This window comes from Fumia xinanensis, assembly GCF_014384905.1.
GTDB classification, from domain to species: Bacteria; Bacillota; Clostridia; order Oscillospirales; family Ruminococcaceae; genus Fumia; species Fumia xinanensis.
The window spans coordinates 1-18,023 of record NZ_JACRSV010000008.1; the positions used below are offsets into that span (position 1 = coordinate 1).

General features: G+C 45.3%; 6 protein-coding genes and 1 pseudogene. 4 read left to right on the forward strand and 3 right to left on the reverse strand.

Annotation, left to right across the window (positions count from 1 at the left end; all coding sequences use genetic code 11):
* Positions 1–177 (forward strand): annotated as a pseudogene (locus H8710_RS13185) (N-acetylmuramoyl-L-alanine amidase family protein); the annotation flags it as partial.
* Between the two features lie 554 nt (positions 178–731).
* On the opposite strand, the gene H8710_RS13190 reads toward H8710_RS13185, so the two are convergent.
* A complete protein-coding gene (locus H8710_RS13190) occupies positions 732–1,091 on the reverse strand; it encodes a helix-turn-helix domain-containing protein (protein ID WP_249296316.1) in 360 nt (119 codons plus the stop codon).
* A 163-nt stretch (positions 1,092–1,254) separates the two neighbouring features.
* On the opposite strand from H8710_RS13190, the gene H8710_RS13195 reads away from it, so the two are divergent.
* The gene (locus H8710_RS13195; protein ID WP_249296317.1) at positions 1,255–1,431 is read left to right on the forward strand and encodes a hypothetical protein; all 177 of its coding nucleotides are present in this window, start codon (positions 1,255–1,257) and stop codon (positions 1,429–1,431) included.
* Between the two features lie 716 nt (positions 1,432–2,147).
* Positions 2,148–8,759 carry a discoidin domain-containing protein gene (locus tag H8710_RS13200; protein WP_249296319.1) on the forward strand — a complete coding sequence of 2,204 codons (6,612 nt, stop codon included), beginning with the start codon at positions 2,148–2,150 and terminating at the stop codon, positions 8,757–8,759.
* Positions 8,760–9,081: 322 nt separating this feature from the next.
* Here H8710_RS13200 and H8710_RS13205 read toward each other — a convergent pair whose 3' ends face one another.
* Both H8710_RS13205 and H8710_RS13210 read right to left on the reverse strand, forming a co-directional pair.
* Positions 9,082–10,419 carry an extracellular solute-binding protein gene (locus H8710_RS13205; protein WP_249296321.1) on the reverse strand — a complete coding sequence of 446 codons (1,338 nt, stop codon included), beginning with the start codon at positions 10,417–10,419 and terminating at the stop codon, positions 9,082–9,084.
* A gap of 428 nt (positions 10,420–10,847) precedes the next feature.
* Positions 10,848–12,182 (reverse strand): extracellular solute-binding protein, encoded by a 1,335-nt coding sequence (locus H8710_RS13210; protein WP_249296323.1) that lies wholly within the window; start codon positions 12,180–12,182, stop codon positions 10,848–10,850.
* A gap of 710 nt (positions 12,183–12,892) precedes the next feature.
* Here H8710_RS13210 and H8710_RS13215 point away from each other — a divergent pair.
* On the forward strand, positions 12,893–18,023 hold a 5,131-nt coding region (locus H8710_RS13215; protein ID WP_283242890.1), incomplete at its 3' end, for a DUF4855 domain-containing protein.

Sequence of the window (18,023 nt, forward strand, 5' to 3'; positions counted from 1 at the left end):
ACCGGCTGGCTGCAGCAGGGAAATACCTGGTATTACCTGAAAGACAGCGGAGCCATGGCAACTGGCTGGAACTGGGTAGGAAGCAAATGCTACTACTTTAACGCCAGCGGCAAAATGGCGGCTAACACCACCGTAGGCGGCTACAAGTTAGACGCTTCCGGCGCGTGGGTCAAATAAGATCAATTATCTATTTGCCGCGATAATATTTGTTAAGGTGATATAAATTCTAAAGTAAAAGGCTCTGACGATTCAGAGCCTTTTTACTATGAATAATAGTATTCTTCCTCTATCTTCCTGGAAAATGGTTTTATAGCTTCTTATCCGATTCCTGCAAGCCCGCATGAAATGGGGCTTTTCTTATATCCAGCACTTTTTGTTTTACAGCTTCCCACAAGATATTTTTGCAAGTTGGGCGGGAAAAAGGCGGGATTTTGCTTTCTTCTCCAGCGGGTAAATCTGGTACACTGTCACGCCTTAGTAGCGCGTTTTCGGGGGTGCAGTATTAAAGTATCATCTGCATACATTTAAGCCGCCACAAGCGGGATATATACTCCATTTCGGGCGGTCTAAACGTCGGCACTAAGGCCACGGATAGGCCGCTGTTGTTTTAGCTTCTGTAAGGAGCGTAGCCGCCCCGTTCCGGGGCGGTCATAGGGGCTTGGGGTGTGTCCCCAACAAGCAAGCACAAGGGTGTGTGCCGTTGTGCCCTGCTTGCCACTATTGTTTCGGGGCTAATGTTCTTTGGCGTCAGCGATATTTTCTCGGTGCTTTTGGAATGTTCGTATCATGTCTAGTATATAGTCCTGTTCTTCCTCGGATAGTTCCTTAGCGGAGTTGTATATCTCTGAAAGCAGCCGGGCGCTTTTCTCCAAATTAGGATTAATTTCCATTTGCCCCTCACCGGACGTAAGCCAATTTTCATCAATCTGTAAAACATCACAAATTGCACGAATTACAAGCGCCTGTGGTTCGGTTTTTTCGTACTCGATATTAGATATGACACCACGAGACACACCGATGGCACTGGCTAATGCGTCCTGCGTATACCCTTTAGATTTTCGAGCCTGTTTTAAGCGTGAGGCAAGATTCATTATGCCACCTCCTTAGATAAGACTATTATATCACACCAAAGTGTATTGTCAAGACAATATTGAATTGAAAAAGCAAAATAAGGTCTTGACAATACAAACAAAAGGTGCTATTATGGATTCACAAAGCAAAGCAATGATTTATCAAAGCAAGAAGGTGTAAAAGATGACAAAAGTCGAAGATGTGAAACGGCTGGACGCTATTGTTGATGGCGCAAGCAAACTCCCTGTTGAGAATCAGGAATATATCCTAACTACCATCAAAGGAATGCTGTTCACTCGAAATTTACTTTTGAAGCAGGCTGAACAACCCCGCCGTCCGCCGGAAGATCACCCGGCATAGTACATAAGTCCACGTAACTTCCCACAATCTTTCACAAGTCAATTTGTACAGTAGGGCGGGAATTGGGCGGGATTTCGAAAGATTCATTTACCAACTGGTAAAGAAAAAACCCGTATTCATGCGGGTTTGCAGGACTTCGGAAGCTATGGAAAAGAGGGAAAGTAATCTATGAAGAATTATGTTTAATAAAATAGTGAAAAATAATCACTTAAATAAAAATCCATAGAAGTTTTACTCAAAATAGAATATAATCAAATATATAAGTTTATATTTTGATGACATAAACTACAAATTTTATTGAATCGATTTTCAAATTTATATATTTATTAGATTATTTTTGCTATGTAAACACTGTTTTTGGTAAAATAATGAGAAATGATCAATTTATAAGAAAACTATTGAAGTTTTACTCAAGGTGGGATATAATAAAAATATAGGTTTAAAAAAAATATATTTTGACGGCATAATCCACAAATTTTATTAAAATCTGTTTTTAAATTTATATGTTATATCTGTTTTCATTATATCTTGTTTTGAGTAAACTTGCAATAACTTTTTATCAAATTATAATTTTTTAAAAAATAGAAATTGACAACATATAAATTGTAAAAAAATCATTAAATGTTTAAGTAACAACTGTTCTGAATATGAAAGGAGGCATCGGGGTTAATAGTGAAATTTTCTTTACACCCGAAATATTAATAGGAGGTTAGGATATGAAAGCAAATATCCGAAAACGCAGACTGTCCATGTTGTTAAGCAGCCTGCTTGCAGTGACTTGTATTTTAGGCAGCATCCCGGTCAGTGCAGTTTCACCAAGGGCACTCATAAAAGAGAATATAGCCTTGGATTGCAGTTATGAGGCTTCTCCCTCTGCTCACGCCAGTTATCCTGATAGCGGCGGGAAGGAATTGACCGACGGGAATGTGGGTATCAACAGTTTTTACGACGGGAAATGGGCCGGCTGGTCCGGGCACGGAACAACACCAGTCGAAGTGACATTCGACTTGGGTTCTGTTCAAGCATTTTCGGAACTAGAAGCGGTTACACTGAATAATAACGCCGCCGGCGGAATTAAATATCCCCTTTCCATTCAATTTGATTATTCAGTTGATGGAACAAACTGGATTCCCGCCGTATCGGAGGAATTCCCTTCCGATGCGCCTGCAGATTCCGTGTATACCTATTCCTATGTCTTTCCAGAAGAAGTGGAAGGGCGGTACGTAAAATTAAGCTTTCCAGCCAATAGATGGGCCTTCTTCTCAGAAGTGCGAGTGATTCAGCTCAGAGAAGATCTGACTCCTACTGCGGAAGAACCTTCCATTCTGGAAGATCTTCCGGAAAGGCTTGAAAAACAGGAGGGTGATTCAGTCACATTATCTGTGGACGCCTCGGTTTCCGATGGCGGAACACTTTCCTACCAATGGTACAAAGGAAGTGACCCGGTAGGAGACGACAGCAGTTCCCTCACTCTGGAGAACCTGACCCTGGACGACAGGGGCTCCTATTATGTAGTGATCACCAATACCAAGGACGATCTCACCGCGTCAGCGACTAGTACTACCTGTACCCTTAATGTTGCGGCCCAACAGATCGACGCGAACAATGTCATTTCTTGTCTTCCCTATGTGACAAATCTGCGGGATGGCAACGCCAATCAAGGAACCGGAGACTTTGGCGACAACGACGATGTTTTCCGCTCCAAACTGACAGACGGCGAAAAGGCTCCCTATGGAGCCAGCTACAGTGCACGGCAATTTGTTTTGATGCACTGGCCGCTGAAAGAAGAGGAAAGAGTCGTACACATCAGCTTTGATTTCCAATCGCTGAAATCGTTCCAGCAGATTAATATTAGTGCGTGGGGGGGCGAAAGCGGCATCCATATTCCTTCTAACGCATTGATTGAGTATCAAAAAGAGGATGGAAGCTGGGCAGAGCTCTACAACGGCGCACTGCCTACCGCGGATGTGGCTTCGCATCAACAGCTGACGTATTTGGTGCCCGGCGGGCAATCAATAACCGCCAAGGGTATCCGCTTTGCCTTAACTGTGTCCAGTTATTGGATCTGCCTGGATGAAATTGAGGTTTTGGCAGAGGGCGACGGTACCGTTCCTAACATCAATCCTCCCACAGAGGTTGCTGACAAACCGGTTTTCAGTGAGGACTTACCCGTCAGCTTGATTAAAAAGGTTGGGGATAAAATTACTTTGTCCGTCAATGCCACTGTCCAGGACGGCGGTACGCTCAACTATCAGTGGTATAAGGGGAGCAGCAAAATTGGTACAAATTCCAATACATATGAGATTGCCAGCGCGACGGAAGCGGACAGCGGATCTTACTATGTCATTGTGACAAATGCAAAAGATGGGTTATTCAATACAGCAGAGAGTACCAACTGCTTTTTGACAGTTCAGGATGCAGAAGACCCCGGCCCAGTTTCCGACAGTATCATCAAAGGGCTTACCTATATAACATCCTATCGGGATGGTGATGCGGCTCAGGGCAAAGGTGATTTCCATGCGGACCACCCCGATGTGGGAAAAAGTCGCTTGACTGATGGACTGAAGGCCAATAAGTGGGGAGATACGGCGACTGTCGGCTACAATGCGGCCACAGCGAAAAAGCCTTTGGACATCACCTTCTCCTTTGGTGAAGCAAAAACCTTCCAGGAAATACAGATCGGCGCTTTTGGCGGCGATAGCGGCATCGGAATGCCCAGCGATATTCAAATAGAAATAAAAAACGGCGGTGAGGAATGGATTCCTCTGTACAGGGGCAGCACTGTCGCCGACGGACCAGGGAAGCGCTATGTATTTACTTCTCTGTATGAAGCCGACATTACCGCCACAGATCTCCGCTTTACTATTGGTGCAAGTGGCTCTTGGATTTTCTTAGACGAGATTGAAGTCTTTGAGAAAGCCACCGGGCAAACGCCCTTTGCCGAGATGGAATTGAATTTCCAGCCGAAAAACAACAATTTGGCACTGGGACTGCCCTATGAGTGTTCTTATGAGGCATCGCCCTCTTATCCAGATACCAATCACACCGAACTGACTGACGGAAAGTACGCGACTACCAGCTATGCACATAGCTCGTGGGTGGGATTTTTAGATAATTCCAGCGTCAATCCGGTGGACATAACCTTTGATTTAGGGAAAATCACTTCCTTTGAAGAGATAAAATTCAACAACCTTCGTTCCGGAAGCGTTGGAATCAAGCTCTTCAAAAATATCCGCATCCAGGTTTCCAACGACAAGGAAAACTGGGAGGAACTGGTTTACTATGACGTTCCTGCAGCGACAGTAGAATCTCTATATTATCAATACAAATATACTGCCTATGAGCCCATCAGAGCTCGCTATGTACGCGTTTCCTTTGGGTTTTCCGGCTGGGGCTTTGTGGACGAAATCGAAATTTTGGCCCAGGCTGAAGGATTGGCGGATGTGGATAATAATTTAGCTCTTCATCGAAGCTATACGTCTCATCCTGATGCGGATCCTGCCCATCCGGATACTGCATCGCTGACAAAATTGACAGACGGCCGTACCGGAACTGCAGATATAACACAGCTGGCATGGGTTGGCTACCTAGCCGGAAGCGGAGACAACGAAATTGTCGTGGATCTGGGCAAGGAGGCTTCCTTTGAACAGGTAGGGGCCAGTTTCCTAAACGATGCCGGCAACAATGTCTTGATACCTTTGCATGTAAATGTGTCCTATTCTTCCGACGGTAGTGCGTGGAAAGACTTTGCACAAAAGACACTGGATCCCATTGATTCGGACGAACCGGTTATTTATGCCTTTAAAGCAGATATTGCGTCAGCGGCAACTGGAAGATATGTAAAATTTTCCTTCCCAGCCTCAAGCCGCGTATTCCTCGATGAAATCGGTGTGTACGCCCATAAGGTAATTGTGGCCGATCCGGACGAGGCGGATCCGATGCCATTGGATACCAATGATATCGCAATTGGCAGCACCTACACTACTTCCATTGCTCCATCCAGTAAATATCCGGATAAGGGCAGTCAGCTGACCAATGGAAAACGCGCGAATCCTATTTACTCAGACGGCCAATGGGTGGGCTATCAACCTTCCAGCGGGGAAGAACAATTCACCATTACGTTGGATTTGGGCGCATCCAAGTCTTTCGAACAGGTCAAAATCGGATTTATAGAGTCACTAGCGCAATTACTTAATGTATATATCCCCGAGGATATTACAGTAGAATACTCCGACAACAACTCCAGCTGGACGATTTACCAGGCCAAGACTAAATTGGAGCGTCATGCGGGATATAATGTTTTGCGGTTCTATTCCGATCGGAATCCTGTGACGGCAAGGTACTTAAAATTCACTATGACTTTGCAGGGACTCACTTTTATCGATCAAATCGAAGTGTTGAAGGAATTTGTTCCCGGAGTGGACTCTAGTATGGCCCCGGACAATGTCAAGTTGAAAAATTTGGTTCGCGGAAGCAGCAAAGTTGGCGTGTCCAGGCCGGCAGATTTCCGAAATGCGGTAGAAGTGTTAACGGACGGCCTTTACGGCGTCACCGGAAGTCAGTACGACCAAAATTGGATGGGCTTTAAAAAATCGTCCAACGAGCTAAACAACCACATTATGGTGGATTTGGATCTAACGGCTATGGGCTCTGTTTCTAAGGTTATCGTTCACTCCAGACACGACTCCAGCACAGGGATCACCACGCCCCAAAATCTGAAATTTTATGCCTCGTACAATATGAAAACATGGTCTTATGTCGCCGACTTTAGAGCTGTCCCCGATGAAAACGGCAAGATCGAGCTGGTCTGGGACGGTGCAATAGACGGCTTCAATGCTTCGGAAGAAGGTTCAAATGCAGTATACACTCGGTATATTCGCATCGAATTTGACACACCGGAAGACGGTTACGTTTATCTGGACGAAGTTCAAGTCTATGGAAAGATGGGAAAATGTTTTAATGCTTCTCTTTCCAAAGGAAGCGACGGCTTATACAATGTAGCGGCCGGAAAATCCTATGAAGTGTTACCGTTCAGAGGGTCCACACAGCATCCTGATATTGACAATCTGGAAATAACCGACCTGAATTTTGGTACGGAATCTTTGGAAGACTCCGCCTGGAGTGAGTTGAACCAGAACGAAATGCAGGGCAAAGACTACACGACCAGATGGCCTATGAAACAAATTGTTGTTGATCTGGGAGATGTAAAAACTATTACAAAGACCCGTCTCCAGCTGACAGGCGTCTTCAATATGAACTTTAGGCGCCCCTGGGCGGTGTATACCTATGCCTCCATGGATGGCGAAACCTGGACGCCCTTATCCAGAAATTATACTGGCGGTATTTGGGGCAGCGGCTTTGCGGCATACGGCTGGAACAATACCGACAGCAGTGGAACTGACCACGACCAGACCGGTGGAGCGGCAATGATGGCAGCTCGCTATGTGCGGGTTGACGTAGAACCTTGGATTTCTGCGCTGGTTAGTGAGCTGGAAGTGTTCGGCTATGATGGACACCTGGAAGGGGCGGCAGTTGCAGAAAATGGACGGCTGCTTGAAGAAGGCCAGGAGTTTCAACATGTAGGCGAAAGTACCGGTGATATCAACGACTTGGTCCTCTGCTACAATGGATGGTATGGATTCGACGCTGAAAGCGGTAGATATAAAGGTAACTGGAATCGATCCGATTTTAGGCCTTACCTGACCTATATCAACGACCAGGGAAAAGCAGTCGATACCATGTTTGATGGGATTTTGCTGTTGGGACTGAGATCTCAGTATAAGAGAGAGTTCATGCAGACCAATGATTCTGAACATTTGCGGGAAGAAGACTGGTACTGGTATTTAGATAAGACTTTTGGCGAAGGCGGGGATGTAGATGAACTGAACGAGGCCGCTACAATTGCCGCCCAAGAGCTGAATGACCCGAATTATAAAGTGAAACTGGTGGTTATGGATCCCGGTATCTACACCAAATTCACAAAATTTGGATACTTGGGCGGAGACCATATGCTGAACTTCCAGGTAGATGCAGACTGGAAATACGCCTCCGACTGGTGGCTCAGCGAGGTGGAGAGAAGATTTAATGAAGGAAACTACGACCATGTAGAGCTTGCAGGGTACTATTGGCTGGATGAACAATATGGATTTGGTGAGACCCTGTGGTATCAGAAATACCATCAGCAGTGGATCCATGACCATGGCTATAAATTCTATTGGATTCCCATGTCTCCTGCTAATGGCTATCTTTGGGGACATGACGTAGGTTTTGATGCAATTGCATTCCAGCCCGGTCATTACTTTACCAATGCGTTTGAGCCGGAAAAGAAAGGCTACCTGGGCACAGGATATGTGGAAAATTGTATTGGCCTTGCAAGCTACGGCAATATGACCATTGAATTTGAAATGGATGGTGCGACTTTTACAGATCATTTCAAATATAATCAATTCCTCGACTACCTCAATGCAGCACAAATGAACGGAATTGGCGAGCCTAGCGTGTACCGCGTTTGGTATCAGGATGTAAAAGCGGTTTTGAATACGGCATACTCTGGTAATGAAACGGTGCGTTCACTTTACGACTATATGTATCAGCTCAAAAATGGGCAATATGAGGTACAGCCTTATATTTCTCCAGATGATTTGGGCGATGGCCCCAGGTTGTTTGAAATTCCAGGCTATGTCTATCGAGAAAACATCTTAGGAGGCGGCGATTCCTCTATTGGCGGTGGCGGTTCCGGAAATGGAGCGATAATCAAGCCAGAGCCGGACGATAAACCTGCGATTGAATACGAATGGGAAAAAATAGACGACGGCTATAAGCTGAAAAATGCAGATGGCGAGTACGTGACTGGATGGGCGAAAGTCGACGGAAAATGGTACTATCTCAACGCAGATGGAATCCGTCAAACCGGCTGGCAAAAAGTCCAAAACCAGTGGTATTACCTGAAATCTGACGGTGCCATGGCCACTGGCTGGCTCAAGCTCGGAAATACATGGTACTACCTGAAAGCTAGCGGAGTAATGGCAACTGGCTGGCTGCAGGACGGCGGCGTTTGGTACTACCTCTACAACTGGGGGGGAATGGCCAATAGCAGCTGGGTTCAGATAGGCGGCGTTTGGTATTACTTTAGAGGCAATGGACACATGATGACCGGCTGGCTGCAGCAAGGAAACACATGGTACTACCTGAAGGCAAGTGGCGCAATGGCAACAAACTGGAATTGGGTGGAAAACAATTGTTACTACTTTGCAGAGAACGGAAAAATGGCCGCTAATACCATTATTGATGGATATAAAGTAAACGCCAGCGGTGCCTGGGTTAAATAAAACTTTTGCATTTCAAAAAATAGCATTCTTCTAATCTCCTTCCATATATCTCGAGGGTTCTCCAACCTAGAGTACTGAAAAGGCCGGTCGTAACGACCGGCCTTTTCAGTATATTGTAATAATTTAGGTACAAAACTAAAAAACTATTACAGCAAAGAGATTCAAGGGCATGTCCCTATATGTTCCTTTGAAAACTGGGGTTTGATAATGGGGTATCAAATAAAGATATATTTTCCATCAAATCCAGATTGTATACCGCAAAGATTCGATACATAAAGCACAAAAAACCGCAGGTTCTACACCTGCGGTTTTTTCAGTTACTTTATTTGTTAATGGGGTTAGCGTCTGCAAATTTCTGAACGTCAGCCTGAACTTTTGCAGCAGCCTGATCCAAAGTGTAATCGCTGCCGGGGGTGAAGACTTTGTTCATCTCGTCAGCAACAACAGAGAGATACTCGTTGATGTAGTTAGACATGGGGAAACCATCAACGTTAGGATCCTGGAGCATCTGAGCAACCTGTTTTTTCATAGGAGCTGCGGTATCGGGCAGATTATCCAAAGCGGATTTTCTGGACAGCAGAGCACCAACATTTTCAAAACCTTTTGCCAGTTCCTGCATATTCTCTTTGTTGGTGATGTAGGACAGCAATTTCCATCCATCTTCTTTGGAGTTCTTGGAATTGTTGTTCATAGCCCAAACAGTGGTGGTCAAGAACATGGAGCCTTCCAGTTCCGGTTTGCCATCAGGATAAGGACAATAGGTTACACCATAGTTCATATCGGGACGATATTTAGCGATGGTCTCGAACATGTACTCACCACAGAACTGGAGAGCCAATTTGTCAGTGATGAAAGGTTCTTCCGCATCTTTACCAAGACCGGTTTTGAAGGTCATCAGTTTATCATAGCCGATAGCATTATAGATATCCAGCTGCCACTGATAAGCTGCCTTCATTTCAGGAGTATCAAAAGTGATGGTGTTGGTATCCTCGTCAATCCATTTTGCGCCGAAAGCGACAGGCCACAAAACGTTGTCCAGCCAAGGATAGTCGGGAATGTAACCAGCACGGGTAATGTTGCCTTTGTCATCGTATGTGGTCAGATTGACTGCCAAGTCAACCAGTTCGCTGATCGTCTTGGGAGCTTCTACGCCTGCTTCAGCCAAAATGTCTTTGTTGTAATACAGCTCGGAAGAGTTGATGGCAACAGGGATACTGAAAATTTTGCCCTTATAAGTACATCTGTCCCAAGCAGCCTGGATGATATCGTCTTTGTCAAACTCAGCATCGTTGTTTACAAAGTCAGTCAAATCAGCGATAATTCCTTCAGTGCCCCACTGTCCGCAGTGAACCCAGTTGGGCTGGCCAATGTCAGGGCCGGTACCAGAAGACATAGCGGTCATCAATTTTTCAGCGGTTACAGAACCAACTACTTTTACTTCATAGTCTGGATTGGCTTCCATGAAGTTGTTAGCAATTTTTAGATAACGCTGATGGTTACTACTTTCGTCAGTGTCCTCTGCACCACCGTGCCAGATAGCGAGAGCAGTTTTTCCAGTGCTACCGCCGCCTTGTTGGCTGCCGCCATCGTTGCCACACCCGGCCATAAGCGAACCAGCCATGGTGCAGACGAGCAAGCCTGCAATAATTTTTTTGAGCATTAATAAAACCCCTTTCTAAACATGTGCAATGATAAAAACGTGTATATAGATCTAAAAACGTTCATAGTCTATATACAATAAATATATTATATCGGATAAATAAAAAAACGAAATGGTTTTATTTTAATTTTATGCATTTATTTTTACTCAAAGCATATTCTTTCCACCGTAACAAAATATATGTGGGAGAATATATACTCATATCTGCTCGAACGCTCGACTTTATAGTCACTATTTCAATTTATTTGGAAATAATTATATAAAAGTTTTGCAGAGAGCAAAAATCCAAATTACAATTATATTAAATCTAAGTTTCGTAATCAGTGTTCTGGTTATTCGACAGCATAAGCGCCCGCTCTATCCCATGCAATGCAAAACACCGCAGGTTAATCTACCTGCGGTGTTTGTTATCTTTTATTTAGATAACTTTAGTTAACGGGGTTAGCGTCTGCAAATTTCTGAACGTCAGCCTGAACTTTTGCAGCAGCCTGATCCAAGGAGTAATCGCTGCCGGGAGTAAAGACTTTGTTCATCTCGTCAGCAACAACAGAGAGATACTCGTTGATGTAGTTAGACATGGGGAAACCATCAACGTTAGGATCCTGAAGCATTTGAGCAACTTGTTTTTTCAGAGGAGCTACACTATCGGAATCGGCCAGGCTATCCAAAGCGGATTTTCTGGAGAGGAGAGCACCAACGTCTTCAAAACCGCCAGCCATCTCTTTCATATTCTCTTTGTTGGTGAGATAAGACAACAGTTTCCAACCGTCTTCTTTAGAATTTTTTGATTTGTTGTTCAACGTCCAAACGCCGACAGTCACAAACATGGAGCCTTCCAGTTCCGGTTTGCCATCAGGATAAGGACAATAGGTTACACCATAGTTCATGTCGGGACGGTATTTTGCGATATTTTCGAACATCCACTCGCCGCAGAACTGGAGAGCCAGCTTATCAACCAAGAAAGGCTCTTCTGCATCGGTGCCCAGACCAGTTTTGAAAGTCATCAGTTTATCATAGCCGATAGCATTATAGATATCCAGCTGCCACTGATAAGCTGCCTTCATTTCAGGAGTATCAAAAGTGATGGTGTTGGTATCCTCGTCAATCCATTTTGCGCCGAAAGCGACAGGCCACAAAACGTTATCCAACCAAGGATAGTCGGGAATGTAACCGGCACGAGTAATGTTGCCCTTGTCATCGTATGTGGTCAAATTAATCGCCAAATCAACCAATTCGCTGATGGTTTTGGGAGCTTCTACGCCTGCTTCAGCCAAAATGTCTTTGTTGTAATACAGCTCAGAAGAGTTGATGCTGGTAGGGATACTATAGATTTTGCCTTTATAAGTACATCTGTCCCAAGCAGCAGGAATAATGTCGTCTTTGTCAAACTCTGCATCATTGTTTACAAAGTCAGTCAAATCAGCGATAATTCCTTCAGTGCCCCACTGTCCGCAGTGAACCCAGTTGGGCTGGCCAATGTCAGGGCCGGTACCAGAAGACATAGCGGTCATCAATTTTTCAGCGGTAACAGAACCGATTACCTTTACTTCGTAGTCCGGATTGGCTTCCATAAAACTGTCGGCCATTTTCAGATAACGCTGATGGTTACTGGTCGCTTCAGTGTCTTCCGCGCCGCCGTGCCAAACGGAAAGAGCAATTTTTCCGGAATTACTCCCGCCGTTGCCGCCATTGTTGCCGCACCCGGCCATAAGTGAACCAGCCATGGTGCAGACAAGCAAGCCTGCAATGATTTTTTTGAGCATTAATAAAACCCCTTTCAATAACATGTACATCTCACATTCTACATAGAATATACATAACTTTTATCTATATTATATATTAAAATGAGCAAAAATGCAATACTTTTATTATAAAAAAATTAATACTCATATTGGTTGCTTGCACAAAAAAGAAAATTCGAACTAATCAAAAATTTTTGTGGACTGTTAGGAACGCAGATTAAAAACACACAATCTTCTGCATTTTAATGCGGCATTACTTACTTGTCAGCCTAAAAAATGATTTGGTATAACTTCCTTAATAATATAAAGCAGTTGTTTTGGAGAAATTGGCACTGTTGTAAATTATGATAATTTAACCATACCTTTTATGTAATTATTGGCAATTAAAATATACCCTATTACAAAATTTTTCATCCGCAGGAAGTAAATACTTTCTTGTGTTTAGTTGAAGGCCAAATAGCATTAAGCCGTTAGCAAAGGTACTTTTGTAAGAAAAAAGCTCAAAAAGAACGTTTTTATCAAAATGCGTTAAATATATTACGATAATCTTGAGGTTTCATATCCTTTGATTGCTGAATGTAAAACCCAAACCAAAATGTAAAATTAAAACTCTTCCCAGTTTTTTTAATATCATTATAATAAAAGTGTAACATTTGTATAGTCAGCGGGACTTTCTAGGATTATACAGATTTATATTAGGAGATTATTTTTAAAAGCAAAGGAGATTGAGTATGCTACAAAAACCATTTAAGCGGCGTTTAGCTTCTTGCTTATGCGCACTGCTTGCGGCAACCTGTGTTTTAAGCAGTTTGCCCGTAGGTGCTGTATCTGGAAGCGACGGCGGTTATGCAGCGTTTGCAGCGACAGGGGAGACTGTCAACTGGGCGCAGGGAAAGCCTTATACTTTGGATATTCCCAGTGAAAATTATCATGGGGAACGTTTAGATGACGGCGTGAAATTGACAGATGGGACGGCTACCGCTGATTACGATGGGACTCTTGTCGGCTGGAAAGATACCACAGAAGCCACTTTTGAGGTGGATCTTGGAAAGGCTAGAGAGGTCTCCCAGATTGTTGTTGCCGGCTATGATAACAACGACTGGGGAATTCGTAATCCCAACAAGATCAAAGTAGAATATTATGACGAAGCCACTGGCGAATGGACTGCCGCTGGTGAGGACACTTTTGAGAGAACCTATGACGGATTGAACGCCGGTCCTTACGAGCTGCCGGTAAATGTTGCGTTTAACGCACAAAAAGTTAGGGCGATTATATCCAAAGATGCTGAGAGCACTTGGGCTATGATCGGCGAAGTCCGTGTTTTGGGTACCGCTAGTTCTGATGTCGCAGGAATTCCTGTGATCACCACTAACCTGTCCTCTGAAAAGTCGGCCAGAGTCGGTGATGCGGTAGAGTTTTTCGTCGAAGCGGAAGGCAACGGCGAATTGAGCTACCAGTGGTATCAGGACGGCGAAGTGATTGAAGGCGCTACCGAGGATACATATTATATTGAAAGCGCTATTGTTGCAGACAGCGGTGCGTATACTGTTGTTGTCACCAACACAGTGGGCGATGCTTTTGAAACTGTTACCAGCCGAGCCTGTCAATTGACTGTAAAAGACACTCACGCTGTAAACATCCTGCAGGGCGTTCCCGCCACTACCTCGATGCATTATGGCGATCCCAATGCGGGCAATGAAGCAGATTTTGGCCATTTCCACGGTTCCGAAGGAAACTATATTAACAATGGCGACGAGTATGACGCGTTGGCCATTATCACCAATGGCATCAAAGCAGACGATGCTATGAGCAAAGAAGCTGCTCGTTACAACAAAAACTACAATGATTTGATGTATGCTGACCTGACCTTTGATTTGGGTTCGGTAAAGGAATTTGCTCAGTTGAACATCAGCGCTCTGGCTGACGCCGGAAAAGGTATTGCCAGACCCAGCAGACTTCAGATTCTCATTTCCAATGACGAAGGCCAGACCAAAGAATGGGAAATCATTTACGACGCTCCTCTCGATTCTCAGGGCGGCAACAAAGAATATGTCTTTGCGACTGCAAATGATAAAACTTTCTCCAGCCGCTATGTAAAACTCAATATTTTCTTTGGCGGCGCTACTTGGATCTCTATTGATGAAATCGAGCTCTACAACGAGACTACCGGCGATATCCCAGATGGTACGATTGGATCCGTCGAAGGCGAAGAGCCGGAGGATGAGGGGAATAATCTGGCGGCTCAAAAGCCTTATACTATCAATGTTCCCATTCAAAATGATGACCAGTTCACTAGATTGACCGATGGAATCGCTGGTTACGTGGATCAATCTGGTTACGACGGCAACTGGGCTAGGATTCCCGGCACTAATCCTTATATGGATGGCGAGATCATCATCGATTTGGAAGAGACTGTACGCTTCCAGCAGGTCGATATGACTTTCCTACATTTTGCGGAGTATGGTATTATATATCCGGAATGGGTGAAAGTTGAGTACTCTACCGATAAGACTAATTGGACTCTCTTCTCTCAGGAAGATATCCCTGCGATTTCAGCAGTCTTTAATACCTATGATTACAAGGGGTTCGGCACAGCGGCTGCCGCTCGCTACATCAAGGTGACTCTGCCTACTAAGCACTGGGTGTTCTTAGACGAAATCAAGGTCTTGCAGGATAGCACCTCTGTCGAGGAGGGCGAGGCAGAGAAGGATAATTACGATACCAACAATATTGCTTACGGCGCTACCTATACTCCCGCTTGGAGAGAGCGTGACGGCTATAAGGACAATGGCAAAAAATTGACCGATGGCAGACGCGGACCTTCCAAATACAGTGCTCCTGAGTGGGTTGGTTTCCACGGATCTGACGGAGGCGAGTTAGGACCGGATGATTTCTATATCATTGTTGACCTGGGCGAGGAAAAGACCTTTGAGCAGGTTAAATTCGGCACCTTAAAGGAAGGCGCTACCGGTATCCCCTATGCAATTTCCGGACAGGTTGAAACCTCTAATGATGGCTCCAACTGGACTTCTTATCCCAAAGAAACTTTGGATTTTGGTACAGTGAACGGTGTAGGCCGTTATGTCTTTACCGCAGAAGCTCCGATTTCAGCACGTTATGTAAAAGTGAACATCGGTATCGACGGTTCTTGGTGCTTTATTGATGAAATTGAAGTGCTGGCTCAGAAAGATACCCGCGAAGATGCAAACGTAAACCCTGATAACGGTCTTGAGTACAATTTGGTTCGTGGATACACAAACTATAACGTCTCTAGAACTCCCGATATCAACAACAGACCCGGTATTCTGACCGACGGTAAATATATGACTGTCGGCAGCAAATATGACAGGGCGTGGATGGGCTTTAAGTCCAACCGCAATGAGGAACTGAATCATGTGTCTCTGACCTTTGATTTGTATGCTCCTGCCTCTATTTCTGAGATTATTGTAAGTTCCAAATACGATTTGTCCAATGATCAGACCGTTCCTCAGAATCTCACAATCTATACTTCTCACGATAAGGCCAACTGGTATCTGCTCAAAGAGTTTGGTGATATCGACCTTCCTGCTTCTGGCGAGACAGTCAAGTTGACTTGGGACGGCGAAGTAGATTCCTTTATGAGCATCTTGCAAGGCGCCAACATGGTTTCTGCTTCCTACATTCGTTTGGACTTTGATGTTCCTGCCGATAAGGATATGTATGCCGCTATCGACGAAGTGAAGATCATGGGTAAGTTGGGCAAATGCTCCACTGCAGGAGGCCTGATTGATACAGGCGCAGACGGTTCTTACAACGTGGCGGCCGGCAAATCTTATAAAGTTTGGCCGGAAGCTGTTGAGTATCTGAACTACTCTGACCCTACCGGGGCAAAATTGACTGACGGCATTTATGCTGCTCCTGATTTCAGCGACTCTGCTTGGGTAGGTTATCACCAGTTTGATAACATCAAAGGCGGCGGCAACGGCGCAAAAGACATCAGATGGCCCAACAAGTCCGTCGTCATTGACTTGGGCGAAGTGAAATCCATTAGCTCTATTTCCTACAATATTCTTTATCAGGGGGCTTCAGGCCTGACTCATCCCTGGGCTAGCCGCGCATTCGTTTCGATGGATGGCGATACTTGGGTTGAAGTATCCAGAACTTCCGTACAGGGCGGCCCTTGGAGAGATAAAGACGGCAACTTCGCATATGGTTGGCGCACCACTAAGCCCAATGCAATGGGTGCCTTCGATCTGGTTGAAGATATCGAAACCATTGGCGCACGGTATGTCCGCGTCGACTTGGAACTCTTCGGCTGGAACTTCATCGACGAAATCTGCGTTATGGGCTTTGACGGTTTGATTGAAGGCGCCACTCCCGCTGATTTCGGCAAGAGACTGGAAAACGGCCATAACTACGCAAGAGTAGGCGAAAACACCGATTATATTCAGGACATGGTTTTGATTTACAATGGTAACTATGGGTTCGACGCTGAAGCCGGTGTCGGAATCGGTGACCAGACTCCTACAACTTTGCGCCCTCTGGTGACTTATATCGACAGCAATAACAAAGCAGTGGATACCATGTTTGACGGCTTCCTGTTCTTGGGTCTGACTTCAACTTACAAGAACGATTTCTATAGCCCCGACAGCTATAACCATGCCGGAGCCAAGGACTGGATCTGGTATCTGGATAAGACCTTTAAAGAGGGCGGCGACATGGATGCTTTGGAAGAAGCGGCAAGAATCGCCGGTGAAGAGCTCAATGATCCTGATTACCAGGTAAAAGCAGTTGTCATGTTCCCGAATACCAACCCGCTGAAGGGTGATAAATTCGGTGCCTTGGACGAAAGAGGCAACCTGGACATGAACAACGAGGAAGACTGGAAATATGCAACCGACTGGTGGACTAATGAAGTTGTTACCAGATTCGAAGCAAAGAACTATAAGCATGTAAAACTCAGCGGCCTTTACTGGCTCAATGAGCAGGCAGACTATCAGCAGAGAATCGAATATTGGGTTGATGGAGTCCATGAACTGGGGCTGAAGACCTACTGGATCCCCTATTTCCATTCTTCCGGATACCTGTGGCCTCAGGATCTGGGCTTTGACGCTACGGCGTATCAAATGAACCATTTCTTTGATGACCCTCTGGATCCCAGTGGTTCTGGACAGATTGGAAACAAGGTGATGGATAACCACGCGGCGCGTATGAATTACGCCGGCACCGGCGCTGAGTTTGAGGTCGACGACCGCGTATACGAAGAATTCGGCAAGTACAATCAGTTCATCGATTACCTGAACGCCGCTGTTGACCACGGTTATGACGGACCCGGTTACTACCGCAACTGGTACTTCGGCAGACCGATTACCAATATTGCTGCTTCTGGTAACTCTATTGTAAGAAGCATCTATGATAATATTTATCAGGTTATGAATGGTACCTACGAGAGAAGAGAGTACCTTGCTGCGGACGACTTCCCGAGAGATCCCGATATCGGCGGCTTCTACAGCCACGGTGTTGACGGAAACGGCCTACCTAACAATGGTGGCTCTACCGGCGGCGGAAGCTGGGGCGGCGGAGGTTCTGGAGGCGGAACCAGTAAGCCTGATCCCGAGACTCCTCCCACCGGCGACGACAACTACACCTGGGAAGAGACCGACGATGGCTACAAGCTGAAAGACGCTGACGGCGAGTATGTCACCGGCTGGGCGAAAGTGTCCGGCAAGTGGTATTATCTGGGCGCAGACGGCATCCGGGCTATCGGTTGGCAGAAAGTCGATAACAAGTGGTACTATCTGAAATCCGACGGCGTGATGGCGACAGGCTGGCTCAAACTGGGCAACACCTGGTACTTCCTGAACGCAGGCGGCGTGATGCAGA

Excerpts from the sequence above, each read along its gene's own strand:
- H8710_RS13190 (WP_249296316.1), bottom strand. The coding sequence starts at position 1,091 with ATGAATCTTGCCTCACGCTTAAAACAGGCTCGAAAATCTAAAGGGTAT.
- H8710_RS13195 (WP_249296317.1), top strand. The coding sequence starts at position 1,255 with ATGACAAAAGTCGAAGATGTGAAACGGCTGGACGCTATTGTTGATGGC.
- H8710_RS13200 (WP_249296319.1), top strand. The coding sequence starts at position 2,148 with ATGAAAGCAAATATCCGAAAACGCAGACTGTCCATGTTGTTAAGCAGC.
- H8710_RS13205 (WP_249296321.1), bottom strand. The coding sequence starts at position 10,419 with ATGCTCAAAAAAATTATTGCAGGCTTGCTCGTCTGCACCATGGCTGGT.
- H8710_RS13210 (WP_249296323.1), bottom strand. The coding sequence starts at position 12,182 with ATGCTCAAAAAAATCATTGCAGGCTTGCTTGTCTGCACCATGGCTGGT.